The following is a 20,592-nucleotide window of genomic DNA, read 5'->3' as shown; positions in this document are numbered from 1 at the left end:
AAATTTCCAATCCTTTTTTCGATTTGCATTTATTTATGATGCTGCTGTTTGCCAGCATTTCGTTTTCGATTCTCGTCATGTTCTTGTGCAATCGTTGTTGTTTTTGGCTGAGCAGGTGTGACTGGTGCTGGTGGAACTACCACTTTTGGTGGGTTCTTCTTCATTTCTGCTTCAACTGAGGCACGAATTCTTGGCCGATATAGATAAATAATTAAGGTCTGAATACATGCAAAGATTCCACCAACAAAGAAGTATAGGCCTAAACCGGCAGGAGCTCTAAATGAGATGAAGAAAATCATTAACGGACTAACAATCATCATCGACATCATCGATTTTTTCTGATCTGCGGGGATTCCTAAAGTTCCTAACCAACCTTGCAATAGATAAACGATAAAGGAAAGGCCAGCAAGAATTAAATTAGGTTTACCAAGGCTGAATCCCATAAATAAGCTTCCTGTACCACTGGCTAATTCTGGTGAATATTGAATTGCGGCATACAGGGCAGCAAAAATTGGAAATTGGATCAGAATTGGTAAGCAGCCCATTCCACCAGTCATACTGATGCCATTGTCGCGATAAAGAGACATCATTTGTTGACTGACAGCTGCCTTTTCTTCGTTTGTAGTGGCTTCTTTTTGACGTTTCTGAATGGCAGTCATTTGTGGTTTCACATAAGCCATTTTTTCCTGTTGGACAGTTGCTTTACGTGACTGTTCAATCATCATTGGAAGGAGAACCATTCGAATGATGAAAGTTACGGCAATAATTGCCCAACCATAACTACCACCAAGCAGGCTAGCAATCCAGTTCATGATGTGTTGCGTTGGAACGGCTAAATAATCGTAGATAATGCCATACGGTTTTCCTGACTTTGTTCGTTGAACGCATCCGGTCAATAGCAACGCTAAACTAGCAATAGCTGTGAGCGTGCCCAGGTGTTTTATTTTCTTCAATTAATACATTCCCTTTCAAATTAAACTGACAATCGCTACTATACGTTATAATCGTTGGTTTTTCAATGGTTGTTTAGTATGTAACCCGAAAATCAGTGAAATTTTGAAGCGTTTGTTCCGTAATGGTGGTTTTTTCAACATGGCCACTGGGAGATGGAGACATTTTTACTGCATTAATGAATTCATTTAAGTGATCGTTTTCACCTTCAGCCTCAATAAAAACAGAACCATCATTGCGATTAGCTACGGTACCCTTAATATTTAGTTTATCGGCAACCATTTTGGTTAAATAACGAAAGCCGACTCCTTGAACACGACCAAAAACTTGAATTGTAACTGATTTCATAAATCATCTTCCTTTCAAATGTGTTATCTCCATTTTAGCATTTCTCATGCAAAAGAAATAATATGGTATACTAACATTAAATAAGGAGATAAATTATGGAAACAATTTTATCAACACAGAACAATCGAGTTAAAGAATGGGAAAAGTTAAAAACCAAAAAGGGACGTAAAAAGACGGGCTTATATTTAATTGAAGGCCGTCATTTAGTCACCGAGGTTTTACAAAGTGATGCAATTACAGATTATATTGTCAGTACGCAAGAAGAGTTGGATGCCATTAGTTTTGACATTCCCGAAGATAAGTTAGTGATCGTTTCAGACAAAGTTGCGGATCGTTTGAGTGATACTGTGACGACGCAGGGTATTTTTGCCGTTGTCCAAATCCCTAACAAGCAGCGGCAAATTCAAGATCCAATTCCTGATGAAAAGGGATCCTGGCTATTTTTAGATAACATTCAAGACCCAGGTAATATCGGGACAATGGTTCGAACAGCAGATGCAGCCGATTTTGCGGGAGTTGTGTTTGGTAAAGGGACGGCTGATGTATTCAATCCAAAAGTGCAACGTGCTATGCAGGGAAGTCAGTTTCATATTCGGCTAGTACTGGGCAACCTTGATGAATGGACTCAAAGCTTTAAACAGGCGAAAATTCCGGTTTATGGAACAGAACTAAATCCGCAAGCTAAAAACTACCAAACTATTGAAAAAGCGGATGATTTTGCTTTGATCATGGGTAATGAAGGAAATGGGATGTCACCAGAGTTATTGACCCAAACAACTGCTAATTTATACATCCCAATCAAAGGAAAAGCCGAGTCTTTAAACGTGGCTGTTGCGGCTGGAGTTTTGATGTTTTCTTTGAAAGATATTTAGTTTTTGTTACATTTTATATTTAGTTAGTGTTTCCTTTGCTTTTTAGCGCAAAAGTAGGTATTATATTGGTAATTCAAAATTAGTTAACTACTAAATTTAATATAAAAAAGGAAGTATTTAATGAAAATAAATGCTTGGGAACAGGATCAGGATTATCTTGAGATCGTTTCAGATTTATTAAACACTAAAGAAGTCCAAAAATTAGACCAGTTTACACAACATCATAATTACACGCGGTTGCAGCATTCTATTTCAGTATCCTATCAAAGCTATTTGATTGCCAAAAAATGGCATTTAAATGATCGTGCAGTGGCTAGAGCTGGATTATTACATGATTTGTTTTATTATGACTGGCGTACCACTAAATTTGATTTGGGATCACATGCGTACATTCATCCACGAGTGGCTTTGCGTAATGCTGAAAAATTGACACCATTAACACCAATGGAAAAGGATATTATTCTTAAACATATGTGGGGCGCAACACTTGCGTTTCCCAAGTACAGAGAAAGTATTATTGTCTCGGTAGTTGATGATTATGCGGCCACACAAGAGTATTTAGGACATGTTCACAAGAAAGCCCGGTTTATGTTGAATAAAATGCAACAACGGATTTCTTCTGAGAAATAAAGAGTTATAAGGAGGAAGAGCAATGTCAGAAGCACTAAAGGTTTCCGAGCCAGTCGACAATTTTTCACTATGTCCAAAGTTTAGCCGGACATTTTCCGTCCTCGGTCAAAAATGGAACGGATTAATTATCGAAGTTTTATTAAATGAAGGTTCACAACGATTCAAGGATTTAGCACACAATGTGCCTAAGTGTAGTGATCGTGTATTGGTAGAACGACTAAAAAATTTGGAGACTGAGGGAATTGTGAATCGATTAACTCATCCAAATTCATCTTTGATTGAATATCAGCTCACTCAAAAGGGGGAAGCCTTGCGTCCAGTTATGAATGCGGTTCATGAATTTGCAGATTGTTGGTACGCAACTGAAAAGTAAAAAGTTGTTGACTATCATGCAATTTTAATCTAATATTTAAGTCGGAAAAACTATGAGGAAGAATAGTAGCTAGTGATGTTTGAAAGGAAGTATCTGCCTTAGACTGAAAGCAGATATCCAAACTAAGGCTGGTGAATTCACTTCGGAGTTATTTATTTGAAAGAATGAATCGGTAAGTCGCCGTTATTGATGCCAAGTGTGCTAACCTATTTTGTTAGTAAACCAGGGTGGTAACGCGATAACTCGTCCCTTTTTGGAGGCGAGTTTTTTTGTGCATTTTTTTAAAAAATTAGGAGGTCAGGTTATGGGATTACATGAACAGTTAGAAGAATTAAAAAAGAAATCTTTACATGAGATTTCACGTACAGATGGTCTTAAAGGCTTAGATGCCATTCGAGTCAATGTATTGGGTAAAAAGGGTCCTTTGACTGAAATTTTACGGGGGATGCGTGACATTCCCAAGACTGAACGTCCTAAAGTTGGTGAACTGTCTAACCGAGTGAGGGATAATATTACAGCAGCTATTGAAGAAAAACGGGCTGAACTGGAAAAAGCAGTAATTGCTAAAAAATTAGAAAATGAAAAAATCGATGTCACATTACCTGGAAAACCCGTTTTGCAAGGGCAACCACATGTGATTCAACAAATTATTGATAATATTGAAGACTTGTTCTTAGGGATGGGTTATCAAGTGGTTCAGGGTCCAGAGGTTGAAACTGATAAATATAACTTCGAAATGTTGAATTTGCCTAAGGATCATCCCGCTCGTGACATGCAGGATACTTTTTACATAACTGACGAAATTTTGATGCGTAGTCAAACTTCGCCAGTCCAGGCACGGACGATGGAAAAACATGATTTTTCTAAAGGCCCATTAAAAATGATTTCACCAGGTGTTGTTTATCGTCGTGATACTGATGACGCCACCCATTCCCATCAATTCCATCAAGTTGAGGGACTTGTGATCGATAAACACATTACAATGGGCGATTTAAAGGGAACTTTGGAAACTCTGGCAAAAGAACTTTTTGGTGACCGTTTTGAAGTCCGCTTACGTCCTAGTTATTTTCCATTTACGGAACCTTCTGTAGAAGCTGACGTAACTTGTTTTAATTGTATGGGTAAGGGCTGTTCAGTATGTAAGCAAACTGGTTGGATTGAAGTGTTAGGAGCCGGAATGGTTCATCCAAATGTGTTAAGAATGGCTGGTGTTGATCCTGAGGTGTACGGTGGTTATGCATTTGGCCTTGGTCCCGATCGGTTTGCGATGTTACGTTATGGTGTTGATGATATTCGGAACTTCTATCAAAATGATGTCCGTTTCTTATCACAGTTTTCAAAGAAAGGATAACAATAAAAATGAAAGTTTCTTATAACTGGTTAAAAGAATATTTTGATCTCGATGTTGATCCGAAAGTATTGGCGGAAAAGATTGAACGGACTGCAGTTGAAGTGGATGAAGTTACACGTGCTGCTGACGGCCTTAAAAAAATTATTGTGGGTTATACACTTGACGTACAGCCGCATCCAGATTCTGACCATTTGAATATTTGTCAGGTAGATGTTGGGGAAGATGAGCCCATTCAAATCGTTTGTGGTGCTCCAAATGTTGCAAAAGGTCAATATGTCATTGTGGCTATGCATGGGGCTCGAATCAAGGATAATGTCAAAATTAAACGTAGCAAAATGCGTGGACAACAATCAAATGGAATGATTTGTGCACTACAAGAAATTGGCTTTGAGGAAAAAGTCGTGCCTAAGGACTATGTCAATGGTATTTATGTTTTTCCTGAGGATAGCCATGTTAAACCTGGGGAACCCGTTTATGAATATCTGGGCATGGATGACAATGTGATTGACACTTCAGTTACACCTAATCGTGGTGACTTATTTAGCATGGATGGCAACGCCTATGAAATCGGGGCGATTTATAACAAAAAGCCGGTTATTCATCATCGTAAACTTGAAACTATCGACGAAACAACGGACATTAAAGATTTGTTGGACATTAAAATTGATGCACCAGATGATGTTCAGGCCTATCAAATGGGAATCGTTAAAAATGTAAAGATTATGCCAAGTCCATTTTGGCTTCAAGTGCGTTTAATGACAGCTGGAATTCGTCCGATTAATAACGTGGTTGATGTTACCAACTATGTTATGTTGAAATATGGGCAACCCTTACATGCATTTGATTATGATAAATTAAATACTAAAGAAATCCGTGTTGGCTATTCAGCGCAAGGAACAAAGTTTGTCACTTTAGATGGTGAGAAGCGAGAACTGCGTAGCCAAGATTTAATGATTAAAGATGGAGATAAAAACATTGCAATGGCAGGTGTTATGGGTGGCTTAGCAACGGAAATTACTGATGAAACAAAGACCATTGTCATTGAATCAGCAATTTTTGATTCCATTAAAATTCGTAAAACTGCACGTCATCATGTGCTCCACAGTGAAGCTTCAATGCGATTTGAACGGGGTATTAATCCTGCGACTGTTACAGATGCGTTGAATGAAGCACTTCAGTTAACTGCTCAATTTGGAGAAGGAAAAGCGGTTAAAAATCATCTTTCACCAGTTGATCCTAATCCCCAAAGTGTGGAAGTTACGCTTGATTTGACGCGAATTAATCATGTTTTGGGAACCGCACTTAATGTTGATGAAGTGACAAATATTCTTCACCGATTACAGTTTAATGTTCAGGTTTCTGATGAAGTCTTCAAGGTGACCGTTCCGGCTCGACGGTGGGATATTCATATTCCGGCTGACATTTTGGAAGAAATTGCGCGAATTTATGGTTATGACAACTTACCCTCAACGTTACCAACTGGTCCAACCACAATTGGTCGGTTAACAACTAGTCAGCAGGCTATTCGTGGGATCCGTGAGCTTTTGCAAGGTAGCGGCTTAAATCAAGCCATGAGCTACGGTTTAACAACTGTTCAGAAAGCAAAAATGTTCATGATGCAGGAAAGTGAAGAAACGAAGCTTGATTTTCCAATGAGTCAGGATCATGCTGTTTTACGAATGAATTTAATCAGTGGTTTGTTGGATGATGTGGCTTATAACGTTGCTCGTAAGATAGCTAACGTTGCCTTATATGAACAAGGACGTGTCTTTTATCGTACGGCTGGCGTGGATCGCCCTAGCGAAGTTGAACATTTGGCGGGTGCAATTACCGGTTCCATGATTTCTAAGAGTTGGTATGGAAAAGAAGTTCCCGTTGATTTTTATCAGTTAAAGGGGATTGTGTCGTTACTTTTACATGACATGAACTTTGAAAAATCTGTAAGTTATGTTGCTAATCAGGATCGTCCAGAAATGCATCCAGGAAGAACGGCTGATATTTATTTAGGAGATCAGGTTATTGGTTTTATTGGTCAAGTTCATCCACAATTGGAAAAAGAATTTAAGATTCCTGAAACCTATGTCTTTGAACTTAATTTACAGGCAATCTTGGATGCACCAAAGAAGATTCAACATTATGAGCCAATTTCTAAATATCCAGCAATTACTCGGGACGTTGCCTTAGTAATTGATAAAGAGGTTTCAAATACAGAAATTGAAGCTACCTTAAGAGAAAAATCCAATCACCATTTAGAACAGATTCAACTATTTGATGTTTATTCAGGAAAACACATTCCAGAAAACAAAAAATCTGTTGCTTATACTTTAACGTATCGAGATAAACATAACACCTTAACGGAAGATGAGGTTAATAAAGAATTTGAACAAGCAATTGCGGCATTAAAAGCAGCATTTGAGATTGAAATTCGATAGTCTCTTTGAAAGTTATAGAACTTGATAGCTGATTAAAAAAATCGGCAGAGTAAACTCATTTTTAGTATAATTACAGATAATGTTTTAGGAACGGAGGAAAAAATCTTGAATAAACAAGATCAAAATGGGCAAGACAAAACGACTAGACAAAGAAAACAAACACAAGGGCACTCAATTATTAGGTGGGTCACTATTGTATTAGCCGTTGTCATCGTAGCAACTGGATTTATTGTTTATCATTATTTTTCAGGCGCTCTGGAGCCACTAAATCCAGATAGTAAGCAACAAATCCAGATTAACGTACCAGAAGGATCTTCGACACGTCAAATTGGTTCAATCTTACAAGAAAAAAAAGTCGTTAAAAGTGGTGCAGTGTTTAGTTACTATGTTAAATCTCATAACATAACTAATTTTAAAGCTGGCTATTACGTCTTAAAACCATCGATGACTTTAAATAAAATTGCCAAAAAATTACAAAAAGGCGGCAGTGCGACACCAGTTTTACTTGGTAAATATGTCTTGATTAAAGAGGGAGAAACAATTGATGAAGTTGGTAGTACGATTGAAAAATCGTCTAATTTTACGCAAAAGCAATTTATTGCATTAATGAATGACAAAGACTTTATCAATAGTCTATATAAGAAGTATCCCGATTTGTTAGGATCAGCTATGAAGGCTTCTAACGTGCGTTACCGACTTGAAGGATATCTTTACCCAGCTACTTATTCTTTGGGAAAGAAGACTACCTTGAAGTCCGTTGTCACCCAAATGGTGGCTAAGGAAAACGATGTATTAAAGCCCTACTATGCAAAAATTAAAAAGCAAAAAATGACAGTGCAAGAAGTTCTTTCTTTGGCTGCCTTAGTTGAACGTGAAGGAAATACAACTTCTGATCGACAAAAGATTGCTGGTGTTTTTTTGAATCGTCTAGCGATTAAGATGCCATTACAATCTGATGTTTCTGTTTATTATGCGGTTAAGAAAAGCTTTGGTTCTGATTTAACAACAACTGATTTAAAAGATAAGTCACTTTACAATTTGCGGCTTCATAAGGGTTATGGTCCAGGACCAGTTAATAATCCTAGTGAAAAATCGGTTTTAGCCGTTTTGCACCCTAAGGACCGCAGTAAGGATTATTTATATTTTGTTGCTAATTTAAAAACCGGAAAAATTTACTTTTCAAAAACGTACGATGAACATTTGGCAAATGCAGCCAGTCAGGATCCAAGTAATAAATAACGGATGAGGAGTAATTCATGAATACAAATGACAAACGACCCATTTTAATTGGTGTGACTGGCGGATCTGGTAGTGGGAAAACTACTGTCAGTCGAAAAATCTATCAAAATCTATCTGGTCATTCAATTATGACGCTCCAACAAGATTCTTACTATAAGGATCAAGCCGACATGTCCATGGAGGAACGGACGGCTGTAAATTATGATCACCCGTTGGCGTTTGATACTGATTTATTAATTAAGCAATTAAAACAGTTGTTGAACTACGAAGCAATTGAAAAACCGGTCTATGATTACACAAAATTAACACGGAGTACCAAAACGGTGCATCAAGAGCCTCGCGATGTGATTATTTTAGAAGGAATTCTTATCCTTGATGATCAAAGACTCCGTGATTTGATGGATATTAAAGTTTATGTAGATACGGATGATGATATTCGTATTATCCGCCGTATTGAACGGGATATCAAAGAACGGGAACGGACGTTAGATTCAGTGATTACCCAATATTTAGCAACCGTTAAGCCTATGTTTCATCAGTTTGTGGAACCAACCAAGCGCTATGCTGATATTATTGTCCCAGAAGGTGGTCAAAACACAGTGGCAATTGATTTGTTGACGACGAAAATTAAAGATATTCTTTCTCAAGATGGCAGAGATGGCATTTTTCGTGAGTAAGTCTATTTACAAGCCATTTACTTCATGGTACGCTGTAAATCGTTATATTTTCATCATAAATAAGAGGTGTCTAAAAAGTGGCAAATGAAAAAACATATCCGATGACTGAAGCGGGAAGAAAAAAATTAGAAGATGAGTTGAATGAAAAAAAGACAAAAACTCGTCCAGAGGTAATTGAACGAATTAAGATTGCCCGTGGTTTTGGTGATTTGTCAGAAAATTCAGAATATGAATCTGCTAAAGATGAACAAAGTATGGTTGAAAGTCGAATCAGTACGATTGAACATATGCTTCAAAATGCAGAAATTATTGATAATAATGCAGTTGCCAAAGATGTTGTGTCTTTAGGAAAAACTGTTGAATTCAAAGAATTACCTGATGAAGAACCAGAAGCTTATACAATTGTGGGGGCTGCTGAGGCTGATCCAATGTCTGGCAAGATTTCCAATGACTCACCAATTGCTAAGGCCTTGTTAGATCACAAAGTGGGCGACCAAGTTGTGATTGCAACTCCAGGTGGCGATATGAACGTCGAAATTTTGAGTGTCAAAGCTGAATAAGCAAAAGTGAGTGGAAAAGGCGGGTAGTTCTGAACTTAGCCGGGATTTGTGAATGGTCCGTACTTTGGATTATTTGTTAAGGGTCTCTGTCAAATCGTATTGGTGGAGATTTTGAACGGCACATTCACTTCGGTGAATGTGCTTTTTGTTTACTCATGAATTAAACTAATCCGGATAAAGAAGTTGTCAATATTTCGAAAACCAAAACAGTTACGCTTTAATGCCTTGATTTTACGATTAAGTCCTTCAATTGGACCGTTGGAAAATGGATAACGACAACTGTTTAGAAGGGCTGAACCATTTTTGATAAACGTGTTGATCGTTATGTCCATTTGATTACTAGTGGGTTGGTAGTTAGTAAGTAAGGATTGGAACGCATTAGCATCCTTTTGGTGTATGGCACTTAAGATACCTTGATAGGTTTGATACACAGATCTAAATCTGGGAAAAGCGTCTAGAGCTAAATCAATGGCGTTTTGTTGCGTCATATACTCGTTAATTCCGCGTAAATAAACAGCCTTAGAATCATTAACTTTTATTTCATCAAGATGAAATAAACGCCATTGAGATTTTAAAATATGATAAATTCGTGAATGCTTATCTTGGATAGTACGAATGGTCTGCGTGCGTTCATTATCTAAGGCACGCCCAGCCAGTTGAATAATATGGAAACGATCGATAATCGTGGCCGCATTGGGAAATAAGCGATGAATGAAGCTGCCATATTCAGCATTCATGTCAATCGTCACTGATTGAACTTGGGCACGTTCTTGAACCGAAAAACGAGCTTCAAAGTAGTCAATGATATCTTTACTTAGCCGATCTTTTAAAGTAACAATTCGGCGATGACTAACGGCATCGCAACAATTAAAGGACATCCAGTGATTACAGGAACGAAATTCATCAAAGCAAAGATTCTCTGGGAGATGTTTAACACGATAGGCTAAGTGAATATTGGCATTTAGGATTCGTTGAACACTGCTTGGCGAAATTCCACAAAGTTTAGCAATTTCTTTACTCGTCAACATATCGCGTGCCAAAACGATCACTTGATGTTTGATATTATGTGTGAAAGTTTCGTTACGATTAACCAACTTAGTTTTAGCACCACAGGTTTTTGAACAATCTTTACATTGGTATCTTTGACGTTTTAAATGCATTTCGTAACGACCACCGGATAAGGTTCCTAAACGCAGGTGACTCATGTGAGTTCCGTTTTTAATTAAGCTTTTATGGCCACAATGTGGGCACTTTAAAAGTTGATAAGACAAAGTTGCATGGACGACATGAATACGTTGGTTTGTGGAACACCGTTCTTTAGAAATACCAGTGACAATTAAGTTTGGGTCTGTTATTTCGAATAAGCATAAGATAGAATTAGTTAGGGACATCTGAATTTCCTCTTTTCGATTTGTTTTGGCGATTAAATCGTAGCACAAAGAGGACAGATGTCCTTTTTTATTTTTCTGATTTTCAAAACAGACAAAAAACCGGTATTAGTTATTCACCAATACCAGAAAGTGTAGACCCTTTGTTAACCGTGGCTAAGTGGAAAAATTCGCCTTTTTTCATATTTTAGAAATAATATTAGAAATAATAAATAAAGTGACCTAACAAAAACCGCTTTTGTCAGGTCTCTTTTTATTTTGATCACAAATTTTTAGCAAAAAAGAAACTTACCAAAGCCTTTAATCACTTTTGATAAGTTCTTTTATAGAATTTCAACCTATTCTTTTGTTTGCCTAAGTCGCCGCTTATTTAACCAGAGATAACAAAGGACAATGAGCAACGCTACTAAAGTCACAATGAGACCGGTAAAGAGATAAGGTGGCCAGTAAGTAAGTACAATTTTATGCGTACCGGGGGTCAATTGAATACCACAGAATGTCTTAGCAATTTTGATAACCTTAGCTGATTTACCATCCACCGTTGCATGCCAGCCTTTTCCATAAGGAACGGTTGTCATTAAGAAATCATTTTTCTTAGTCACCGTAATTTTTCCCTTAATTTGGTGGCTGTTGTGTTGTGTAACCTTTAATGGGGATGTGCTCAACGTTTTTTGAATCTTGGTAAATTTCGTTTGATTTAAGTGATATAAAGTGAAATTTTCAAGCCATAAACTCATTTTTTTGAGTTGAATTTTCAAAGTCACGGTTTTCCCTTTACTATGATTTGCAAAGTTGACTACTACTGTATTCCGATAAGGCGAATACTGAGTGAGTGACTTTCCATTGATTGTAAACGTTGCATTATCCGGATTTAAATCCTGACCAAACGTAAGATAATACGCACCGTTTGTTTTTGGGGTAAACTTAAAAGTTACAATTCCGGGTTTTGATAAACTGTTTTTCTTCAAAACACTACCAGTCAACTTAGTCGTTTGATTAATATTCTGGAAAATAACTTCATTAAAGTTTTCTGAAGTGAAAAGTTTAGAACTTGTGTGGCCAGCTAGTGTACTGTAAAGTTGTGACTGATACTGAATGGTATCTAACTTGCTTCCATCAAAGTTTTTCACCAAACTTGAGGCACCAAAGCCAACAGACAAGGCGTATGGGTTTTTATACGTTTGGGTCAAACTGTCTTGGCCAACTAATTTATAGGCAGATAAATCTGGTCGATAAGTTAGTGCCGGTAAAGTTGGATCAGTTGTTGAAGCTGCTGATGAACCGGGGAGAGTCGATTCAATATTTTTAGACCAGTATTTCATTCCTAGCAAGCTGTCCGTAATCAAAGTTCCGTTGGAGTACGTGACAAAACCATCTCCATCTGGTTGACCAATTTTTTGCATAAAGTTTGGAATTTGAGTTTCAAAGGTTGAACTAAAGTGAGAACCACCATTATATGCGGCCTGCATCGAATCGTCTTTAGTTCGCATATAGGTTGTCCCGATCCGATAGAAGCCTGAGTCTTTGTTTTGAATTTTGCTGGTTGTTTTATCAATTTCTGTTGTATAGTTACCAAATTCAGATTGAGAAACATATGATAAGTTATTTAATGATAAACAAGCGTTAACGAAGACATCTAGCACAATTAAAACGGTGATTAACCAGCCAGACTTAGGCCTTTGTCGAAGAAGCACAAAGGCCAGTAACCCTAGTGCAACGAATAAGCAGCCAATTAAGAAATTATTTTGATCGACATATTTTTTGAAACTAGATAAATTCAAGTAGAGGTAAACTAAACCGCTTAGGAAGATAAGGCCTGTGATGATTAGGCTACGATCACTAAATGTTGGTTTCGAGAATAAGTATCTGGCTGCTAAAAAGATAATCCAGAAACAAACAAGAAAACTAAAACGGTATGGATACCACCATGGAAATTGCATGGCATGCCAAAACAGATCTAAAGGCTGAAAGCAAAGCGAAAAAAGCAGGAATAACGTAATGATTCCCGAAGTAATTCGTTCCCGTAGTTTTAAGTTGTGATTTGTAAAATAGAGCGCGAAACCAATTAAACAAAAGGCGCCTACAAAAATGTTTGGTAAACCACTTGGCATCTGTTCAAAATTGAAGGTTCCGGGTAATAATTTACTGAGCATTTTAAATGGAAAGTACTCAAATTTAAACTTCACACTTGTTTCAGTGTACTGGACCTTGCTTTGTGTCAAGATGTAAAAGGTAGGCATCAATATCCAAGAAGCGAAACCACCCGAGAGGAGGGCGCCACCCACAAATCGTTTCAAAGCTGTGAAGGTCGTTTTAAATGAGGTATAATGTTGTGCGCTAGCAAAGGCAAAATATAAGACACTAAAAATACATATCATGTATGCCATATAGTAGTTAATGATTAACATTAGCGATAACCACAAAACAAACCAACGAATTTTACCCGTTTTAAAAATTTGTTCAATTCCTAAAATAATTAAAGGTAAAAGGATGGGGGCATCCAGCCAAATCAAGTTTAGTTGATTGGCAATGCTGAATCCCATTAAGGCATAGGCAGTTGACAATCCGGGCACAAGCCAAGAAACTTTTGGATACATTCCTTGAAGCAAAATTGCAAAAGTAAGACCGGCAAATGCGTATTTTAAGATGGTAATAATAAAAATTCCAGTTGTGATGGTTTTCCCTGGGAAAAATAGCAAGATGAGGTTAAATGGGCTCATTAAATAATAGGCCCATGTTCCCGTCATGTCTCCACCAATTGCTTTTGAAAAAGAATAGAAAAAAGCAGTTGGGTCATGGAGAATCGTGTGACGGAAATAGGCAAAGAGGTCAACATATTGCTGACCTAGGTCAACAGTTAATAAACTGCTTGAGCCAAATGGCGCCATTTTCCGATAAATAAAATAACCAGCCATCAAAATTAGCGGAATTAAAAAACTAACTAGAAGTTGCTGTTTATGTGAGTTAACAAGGTGTTTGGTGTGTTTGAGACTAGTTCTTTGCATCATATTCCTCTTTTCGCAATTACTTTTCTTAGCATACCACATTGACTAAGATAATCTAAAAATGTGAACAAGTTATAGAAGCAGTTTGATTTTTTTGTTAGAATGATGAAGTAGCGTGAAGGAGCTTAAGATTTTGAAATCAAATAAAGAATCATCTAAAATTCGTAAAACGAAATCAGAACTACCATTTCGGCTCAATCTCATTTTTATTATTGTTGTCATTCTGCTAGTCACCTTAATTGGGCGACTTGCCTATTTGCAGATCTTTAATGGATCCAAATATGTGGCGGATGTTGATCGAACTGATACTACAGTCGAAACTAGCAATGTGCAACGAGGTGAAATTTATGACTCAACCGGAAAAGTTCTGGTGGGAAATAAATCGCACCAAGCTATTCAATATACCAAGGGGGTTAATATTTTATCCTCAACATTGAGAAAGACAGCTAATCGATTAGGCCGGTATATGAAGGTCTCAACCTCGACACTTTCCGCTCAAGATGAAGCGGATTACTATTTGGCCAAAACTTCTAATTTAAAAAAAGTAGAAAATAGTATAAAGAATCACAGTGATTATGGAAGCAAAGCCCTTTATAATTTAGCGGTTGAGAAGGTTAAAAAGACTGTCAATTTAACAAAAACAGAACAAAACGCGGCCAAAATTTTTAGTCTCATGAATGGTGCCTATGAATTATCAACGGTTTATCTGAAAGAATCCGGTGTTTCTACTAAGGAAGTTGCAGAAATTGGTGAACATTTATCAGAACTACCTGGGGTTAAAGTGGGAACCAGCTGGTCTCGTGATTATCCACAAGGAAGTTCGATTAAGAGTATTGCCGGAACGGTTTCGAGTGCTAAGGTTGGTTTGCCAAGTGACGAGGTAAACATTCTCTTGGCGCAGGGCTATTCGCGTAACGATAGTGTCGGCCAGAGCTATTTGGAAAAAGAATATGATTCTATTCTGAAAGGAACCAAATCGCAAACACGAGTCGAAGTTAGCGGAAACAGCACGATTAAAAAAGAAGTTAAACAATATGCTGGTAAAAAGGGTGACAATCTTGTTCTTTCTATCAATGCTGCTTTTCAGCAAAAGATTCAACAGTATGTTCGCTCAGCCACATCAAGTGCTGGTGGAGAGTCAACTGGCGCTTACGCGGTTGTCATGAATCCAAATACCGGAGCGGTTATTGCTTTAGCTGGTGCTGATCGTAATACAAGTACAGGAAAGCTGACAAATAATGCGCTGGGAACGATCAATGAGCCAATCGTCATGGGGTCCGTTGTCAAGGGTGCTATGGTATCTGGCGCCTTGATGGACGGTGTAATTACACCAACGAATAGCACTTTAACTGATCAGCCAATTAAACTTGCTGGTACGAGTGCAAAGGCATCGTGGTTTAATAAAACAGGGAGCGCCAACATGAAGGTAACGGCTTCAACAGCGCTAGAAGTATCTTCTAACTCGTACATGATGCAGTTGGCAATGAAAGAAGCTGGCTTTAATTATTCTTCAGGAACAAGTTTATTAGGGATGAAATCAAGTATTTTTACAAAAATGCGGGGTTATTTTGAACAATTTGGTTTAGGTACTTACACAGGAATTGATATTCCAGGGGAATCATCTGGATATCAAGGACCAAGTGGTGAAAGCAATATAGGTAAAGCGCTAGATTTATCTTTTGGAAACTACGATGCTTATACCACAATTCAAGTTGCACAATATATGTCTACCATTGCAAATGGCGGATATCGTTTGGCGCCGCATGTTGTTTCTCAAGTTAGAGGCACAAATTCTAAAGGTGGTTTGGGAACAGTTGAGGAAACGATTGAACCAAAGACGTTAAATTACATTGATGATACAGCTGCTGAAAAGAAAGTTGTTACTGATGGCTTATATAAAGTTGTCCACGGAACAAATACCTATAAAACTGGTGGTTCGCTGGCAAGTATTAGTCCTGAGATTTCTGCAAAGACAGGTACAGCCGAAACAACTACAAATGGTAAAACGACCGTCACACTAAGTTTGGCTTCTTATGCACCATCAAAAAATCCAAAAGTAGTTGTGGCAATTGCAATGCCAGGTTTAGGAGAAAGTGCTGAGAGCAATAATATTGCCCTTGCTAAGAAGGTCTATGCAGCCTATTGGAAGATGGTTGAAAGTACTTCAACAACAAAGAGTAGTTCCAAATAAATTAGATTTTGACAATTGGTTATAAGTCAATAGGCTGTTTGATTAAGCGGTTTTGGGGGAATCTTTGAAACATGCTTGCGTCATTAAGTATTATTGTGGTATCATATCTTAAGTTGAGGGCGCAACGCCCATCAGAATTTATAGTTGGGAGGTTGGAGCCATGCGCGTACACATTACATTAGAATGTACAGAATGTCATAACAGACAATATCTATCAAGCAAGAATAAGCGTAACAATCCGGATCGTTTGGAGTTAAATAAGTATTGCCCACGTGAAAGAAAGGTTACATTACACCGCGAAACCAAATAAGATTGGACAAAATGATCGAATTTTGTTCCGATCTTTTTTATTAGTTTTAAAAAACGTGAATTGAGGAATGCCGATGCAACCAGAAAAAAAGAAGCAACGTACAGTTCAATTGGGTCGACTGCAAAGTCTGGATAAAGCAAAAAAAAAGCAGGAATCCGCTAGGTTATATAACCAACTTTTCAGCAGTTCAGAATGGGAGAATTCTTCTGTGATTGCTACAACCATGAGTGGGGGTATCGAAGTGGATACAACACCAGTTATTAAGCAGGCAACTTTGGAAAGCAAAACCATTGTGATTCCGAAAACGTTGCCAAATTGGCAAATGGAATTTCAAATTCTGGATTTCCAAACACAATTGGTTAAGAGTAAATTCGATGTTTTAGAACCCGAAAATGGGATTACTGTTTCAAAGGACAGCATTGACTTAATTCTCGTTCCTGGGTTAGGATTTGCGGACGCAGGAAACTTTCGTCTGGGTTTCGGTGGTGGCTATTACGACCGTTTTTTGGACGACTATTCTGGTAAAACAATCAGTTTAGTGCTGAGTGTCCAACATTTTGAGCAACCAGGATGGCCAGTCGAATCACATGATATTCCTATTCAAACCTTGATTAAAAGTGAGGTAAACTAATGCAACAAACTTTAAAAAGGTGGGACCGACAGCCATATATGACAATTGGTTTAGTTATAATCAATTTTATTGTATTTGGGTTAATGACGATCAATGGTGGTTCCGAAAACACCCAAACGTTACTCCAATACGGTGCTGTTTTTAAACCTTTAATTGTGGAAAATGGTGAGTGGTGGCGGCTAATCGCCGGAATGTTTATTCATATTGGTCTCACTCATATTGTTATGAATATGGTGACTTTATATTTTGTTGGTATGCAAATTGAAAATTTGTTTGGTCATTTTAAATTCTTACTGATCTATTTTATTGCTGGAATATTTGGTAATTTGGTAAGTTTGGTTTTTGGAAATCCACTTTCATTGTCGGCCGGCGCAAGTGGGGCAATTTTTGGTCTATTTGGCGTTTGGCTAATGTTAGGAGAGTCTTTCCATGCTAATCCGTACATCCATGTTATGGCCCGTCAGCTTGGCTTATTCGTTGTTTTGGCTCTGGCTTCGAGCTTGTTGGAGTCTGGAATTGATATCTATGCTCATATTGGCGGTATATTAGCTGGATTCTTGAGTGGTTATCTTGTGGGGGTTCCTAAAATTGGTAAGGTTGAGATTCCAAAACGAATTGTGGCAACAGTTGCACTAGTTGTTTTGTTTGCGGTTACTTTTGGAAAGCTAATTTACCAGTAGTCTTCTTAAAATAACGTTTACAAATCTAATTTTATCTGTATAATTAATTGGGATGATGTCTATGAAAGCACTTTATGATGTGCAACAGTTACTCAAAAAGTTTGGAATTTATGTCTATGTGGGTAAACGCATATGGGACATTGAATTAATGAGTATTGAACTGAAACATTTACACGATGCCGATGTGGTGGAGAATCAAACCTACGTTAAAGCGGTTATGATTCTGCGACGTGAACATCATTTAGAAGAGGTTCGTGCAAAAGAGCCAAACAAATTATATTAATATTGGAGGAAACAAACAATGGATCGCAAGTTGATTGGGGTTGACCTTGGTGGGACAACCATTAAGTTTGCTATTTTAACAGACGCTGGAGAGGTTCAACAAAAGTGGAGTGTGGAAACTAACATTTTAGATGAAGGTAGCCATATTGTGCCAGATATTGTGGAATCAATTAATCACCATATTGATCTTTACAATATGAATAAAGATCAATTTATTGGAATCGGTATGGGAACACCAGGAACAGTTGACCGTGAAAATGGAACAGTTGTTGGAGCTTATAACCTAAACTGGAAAACAACTCAACATGTAAAAGCCGATATTGAAGCTGGTACGGGCATTAAATTTACAATGGACAATGATGCCAATGTTGCTGGCCTTGGTGAACGCTGGAAGGGTGCTGGTGAGAACGGTACTAATGTTTCCTTTGTAACTTTAGGAACTGGAATTGGCGGTGGCTTAATTGCCGATGGTCAGTTACTCCACGGGATTGCTGGAGCAGCTGGCGAAATTGGTCATGTGACTGTTGAACCTAATGGGTACTTGTGTACTTGTGGCAAACGAGGATGTTTGGAACAATATGCATCCGCCACAGGTGTGGTCCATGTAGCTCGTGATATGGCGGAAGAATTCTCTGGTGATTCAGAGTTAAAACGCCAAACTGATGATGGCCAAGATATTACATCTAAGTTAGTATTTGATCTAGCTAAAAGTGGCGATACTTTGGCTGTTCGAGTAGTCGACAAGGTTTGTTACTACTTGGGATTGGCTTTAGGCAACCTTGCTAATACTTTGAATCCTGAGAGCATTGTTATTGGTGGCGGCGTTTCTGCTGCAGGAGATTACTTGTTAAAACAAGTCGATCATTATTTCCAAGAATTTGCATTTACTACAGTTCGTAACTCAACAAGCTTGAAATTAGCTCGTTTAGGCAATGATGCCGGCGTTATCGGTGCGGCTTCATTGGCATTAAGCTTTAACTAAGAATGTTTGAATTAAGCCGGTATTGGGATTTTCCCAAACGGCTTTTTTATTTTTTCTAGACTAGGCAAAGTGCTAATTTATGTGTAAAATGAAATTGGTTGACATAGGAGGAATGTACAGTGGTTTTTGGTGCAAGTTCAAAAGCAAGTTTTATAATTAATACGATTTTGATTATTTTGATTGTGGCTTATTTTGTTTATCAAGGGTATGTAGTCTGGAAACGTGGCCGAGTTGCAAAAGTATTGGACGAGGAAGATTTTCAAGAAGGCATGCACAAAGGACAAGTTATTGATTTACGTGAGAAAAAGGATTTTGATGCCGGTCATATATTGGGTGCTCGTAACATCCCATATTCAACATTAAAAAGTCGTTTTCAAGAAGTTCGACCTGATTTACCAGTTTACATTTATGATCAGGGCCGTAGTTTGAGTTCGAGAGCTGCAATATTTTTAGCAAAGAAAAGCTATAAACAGCTTTTTATCCTTCGGTATGGTTTCCAACGCTGGAATGGCAAAACCAAAAAGAAAGATTAATTAAATCTGAGGTAAAGAGTCATTGAGGTGAATGTGTGTATTGTCATCCTTTAATAATCTTTATCTCTTTTTTTATTAGAAAGAAATCCTAAGTATGTTAATGTTAAGCCAACAAAAAAAGACTGAATCTTCAGTCTTTTAACCTTAAGGGAAGTTAACCGTTATGTGCTGAACGTTGTTTTCGCATGGCACGCTTACGATTTTCGGTTGCACGATTTTCCTGATCCTCAATTGGTTGAGCGATAACTTTGTGGAAGGTATAGAGAGCGGCGGCGGCAGCACCGATAACGGAAAAGCCACCAACGATAAAGCCTTTAGTAAAATTTTTCATGTTTGAAACCCCTTTCTATCTTTGGTTACCTTTATTATGACTGCTTTTGATTAAAATATCCAGTAAATTAAGTGAACGGGAATGATTTTATGTTAACAAAAATAATTGCTCATCGTGGAAGTAAAGGAATTCGTCCTGAAAATACGTTGCCAGCATTTGAAAAAGCCATTGAAGAGGGAGCGGACGGGATTGAAACGGACGTCCACATGTCAAAGGATGGTCATTTGATTATCATGCATGATGAAACAGTGGATCGGACAACAAGTGGAACGGGAAGAATTTACGATAAAACACTTATGGAATTAAAGCAACTAGATGCGGGAAGTTATTTTGGTTATGAATACTTGGGTACGCGGATTCCAACCTTAAATGAAGTTGTCCAATTATTAATTAAAAAAAGATTTACGGGTCTTTTTAATTTAGAACTTAAGACCGATAAAATTCAATATCCTGGAATTGAGGAGAAAGTCTCGGCGTACATGAATCAACAAAAAGTTCCCTTTCAAATTGTGTATTCTAGTTTTCATCCACAATCACTTGTGAAAATGCATGCGCTAAATCCGTCTATCGAGTACGCAAGTTTGTTTAAGGTACAGACTAAGTTTGCTCGGAAGTTTTACCGAAGCCGGATTGTCAAAGACTGGCACCCGGATATTCGTTGGGTTCGTGCGCATCGATTCTTCTTGCCACATGTCCAGTTGCGACCGTGGACGGTGAATAGCTCAGAGGATATGCGCTACTGTTTCAAGCGACATTTTGATGGGATTATCACTGATTATCCAGGTCGCGCAGGAATCATTCGTCAAGCAATTCAAGGTGGTTAAAT

Annotated in this window: 21 protein-coding genes and 1 other annotated feature; of the genes, 16 read left to right on the top strand and 5 right to left on the bottom strand. The window is 37.9% G+C overall.

Annotated features, from left to right (window positions below; translation table 11 throughout):
- Positions 1–29: 29 nt before the first annotated feature.
- Both yidC and AB3217_RS06420 read right to left on the bottom strand, forming a co-directional pair.
- Positions 30–953, bottom strand: coding sequence for a membrane protein insertase YidC (gene yidC / locus AB3217_RS06425; protein WP_057783133.1), 924 nt, complete (start codon positions 951–953; stop codon positions 30–32).
- A 73-nt stretch (positions 954–1,026) separates the two neighbouring features.
- On the bottom strand, positions 1,027–1,299 hold the full coding sequence (locus AB3217_RS06420) for an acylphosphatase (RefSeq protein ID WP_057783135.1): 273 nt from the start codon (positions 1,297–1,299) through the stop codon (positions 1,027–1,029).
- 95 nt (positions 1,300–1,394) lie between these two features.
- Between AB3217_RS06420 and AB3217_RS06415 the strand changes: the two genes are divergently transcribed.
- From AB3217_RS06415 to greA, 8 genes are all read left to right on the top strand, one after another.
- Positions 1,395–2,171 (top strand): TrmH family RNA methyltransferase, encoded by a 777-nt coding sequence (locus AB3217_RS06415; RefSeq protein ID WP_367365832.1) that lies wholly within the window; start codon positions 1,395–1,397, stop codon positions 2,169–2,171.
- 120 nt (positions 2,172–2,291) lie between these two features.
- Positions 2,292–2,801 (top strand): HD domain-containing protein, encoded by a 510-nt coding sequence (locus AB3217_RS06410; RefSeq protein ID WP_057783139.1) that lies wholly within the window; start codon positions 2,292–2,294, stop codon positions 2,799–2,801.
- A gap of 22 nt (positions 2,802–2,823) precedes the next feature.
- Positions 2,824–3,174: a helix-turn-helix domain-containing protein gene (locus tag AB3217_RS06405; protein ID WP_068805262.1), complete on the top strand. Its 351-nt coding sequence runs from the start codon at positions 2,824–2,826 to the stop codon at positions 3,172–3,174.
- A gap of 43 nt (positions 3,175–3,217) precedes the next feature.
- Positions 3,218–3,428: a binding site (T-box leader), on the top strand.
- Between the two features lie 50 nt (positions 3,429–3,478).
- Entirely contained in the window at positions 3,479–4,525 is a 1,047-nt protein-coding gene (gene pheS, locus AB3217_RS06400) for a phenylalanine--tRNA ligase subunit alpha (protein ID WP_057783143.1), read from the top strand.
- Positions 4,526–4,533: 8 nt separating this feature from the next.
- A complete protein-coding gene (gene pheT / locus AB3217_RS06395; RefSeq protein WP_367365831.1) occupies positions 4,534–6,957 on the top strand; it encodes a phenylalanine--tRNA ligase subunit beta in 2,424 nt (807 codons plus the stop codon).
- Between the two features lie 105 nt (positions 6,958–7,062).
- On the top strand, positions 7,063–8,196 hold the full coding sequence (gene mltG / locus AB3217_RS06390) for an endolytic transglycosylase MltG (RefSeq protein ID WP_367365830.1): 1,134 nt from the start codon (positions 7,063–7,065) through the stop codon (positions 8,194–8,196).
- Between the two features lie 17 nt (positions 8,197–8,213).
- On the top strand, positions 8,214–8,873 hold the full coding sequence (gene udk, locus AB3217_RS06385; RefSeq protein ID WP_057783151.1) for a uridine kinase: 660 nt from the start codon (positions 8,214–8,216) through the stop codon (positions 8,871–8,873).
- Between the two features lie 77 nt (positions 8,874–8,950).
- Positions 8,951–9,433: a transcription elongation factor GreA gene (greA, locus tag AB3217_RS06380; protein WP_057783154.1), complete on the top strand. Its 483-nt coding sequence runs from the start codon at positions 8,951–8,953 to the stop codon at positions 9,431–9,433.
- Positions 9,434–9,582: 149 nt separating this feature from the next.
- Here greA and AB3217_RS06375 read toward each other — a convergent pair whose 3' ends face one another.
- Positions 9,583–10,824: an ISL3 family transposase gene (locus AB3217_RS06375; protein WP_063697918.1), complete on the bottom strand. Its 1,242-nt coding sequence runs from the start codon at positions 10,822–10,824 to the stop codon at positions 9,583–9,585.
- A 335-nt stretch (positions 10,825–11,159) separates the two neighbouring features.
- The gene (locus AB3217_RS06370) at positions 11,160–13,826 is read right to left on the bottom strand and encodes a YfhO family protein (protein WP_068805268.1); all 2,667 of its coding nucleotides are present in this window, start codon (positions 13,824–13,826) and stop codon (positions 11,160–11,162) included.
- A gap of 133 nt (positions 13,827–13,959) precedes the next feature.
- Here AB3217_RS06370 and AB3217_RS06365 point away from each other — a divergent pair, with 133 nt between their 5' ends.
- The 7 genes from AB3217_RS06365 to AB3217_RS06335 all read left to right on the top strand — a co-directional run bounded on the left by AB3217_RS06365 (position 13,960) and on the right by AB3217_RS06335 (position 19,435).
- Positions 13,960–16,017 (top strand): peptidoglycan D,D-transpeptidase FtsI family protein, encoded by a 2,058-nt coding sequence (locus AB3217_RS06365; protein WP_367365829.1) that lies wholly within the window; start codon positions 13,960–13,962, stop codon positions 16,015–16,017.
- Positions 16,018–16,177: 160 nt separating this feature from the next.
- Positions 16,178–16,327 (top strand): 50S ribosomal protein L33, encoded by a 150-nt coding sequence (rpmG, locus tag AB3217_RS06360; RefSeq protein WP_074693824.1) that lies wholly within the window; start codon positions 16,178–16,180, stop codon positions 16,325–16,327.
- A 73-nt stretch (positions 16,328–16,400) separates the two neighbouring features.
- Positions 16,401–16,958, top strand: a complete 558-nt coding sequence (locus tag AB3217_RS06355) for a 5-formyltetrahydrofolate cyclo-ligase (RefSeq protein WP_057783441.1) — start codon at positions 16,401–16,403, stop codon at positions 16,956–16,958.
- Complete coding sequence (locus tag AB3217_RS06350) at positions 16,958–17,638, top strand: rhomboid family intramembrane serine protease (RefSeq protein ID WP_057783443.1); 681 nt, start codon at positions 16,958–16,960, stop codon at positions 17,636–17,638. The genes AB3217_RS06355 and AB3217_RS06350 overlap by 1 nt, the downstream gene beginning before the upstream one ends.
- Positions 17,639–17,699: 61 nt before the next feature.
- Complete coding sequence (locus AB3217_RS06345) at positions 17,700–17,921, top strand: YqgQ family protein (protein WP_367365828.1); 222 nt, start codon at positions 17,700–17,702, stop codon at positions 17,919–17,921.
- An 18-nt stretch (positions 17,922–17,939) separates the two neighbouring features.
- Positions 17,940–18,902 (top strand): ROK family glucokinase, encoded by a 963-nt coding sequence (locus tag AB3217_RS06340; RefSeq protein ID WP_057783447.1) that lies wholly within the window; start codon positions 17,940–17,942, stop codon positions 18,900–18,902.
- A 119-nt stretch (positions 18,903–19,021) separates the two neighbouring features.
- On the top strand, positions 19,022–19,435 hold the full coding sequence (locus AB3217_RS06335) for a rhodanese-like domain-containing protein (RefSeq protein WP_057783449.1): 414 nt from the start codon (positions 19,022–19,024) through the stop codon (positions 19,433–19,435).
- 154 nt (positions 19,436–19,589) lie between these two features.
- Here the strand turns inward: AB3217_RS06335 and AB3217_RS06330 are convergent, their stop codons facing one another.
- Positions 19,590–19,766 (bottom strand): DUF3042 family protein, encoded by a 177-nt coding sequence (locus AB3217_RS06330; protein ID WP_367365827.1) that lies wholly within the window; start codon positions 19,764–19,766, stop codon positions 19,590–19,592.
- Between the two features lie 89 nt (positions 19,767–19,855).
- On the opposite strand from AB3217_RS06330, the gene AB3217_RS06325 reads away from it, so the two are divergent.
- Entirely contained in the window at positions 19,856–20,590 is a 735-nt protein-coding gene (locus tag AB3217_RS06325; protein WP_057783451.1) for a glycerophosphodiester phosphodiesterase, read from the top strand.
- Positions 20,591–20,592: the final 2 nt, after the last annotated feature.

It is taken from the genome of Pediococcus parvulus, assembly GCF_964063155.1.
Taxonomy (GTDB): domain Bacteria; phylum Bacillota; class Bacilli; order Lactobacillales; family Lactobacillaceae; genus Pediococcus; species Pediococcus parvulus.
This window is presented reverse-complemented; position numbering and strand designations above follow the sequence as displayed.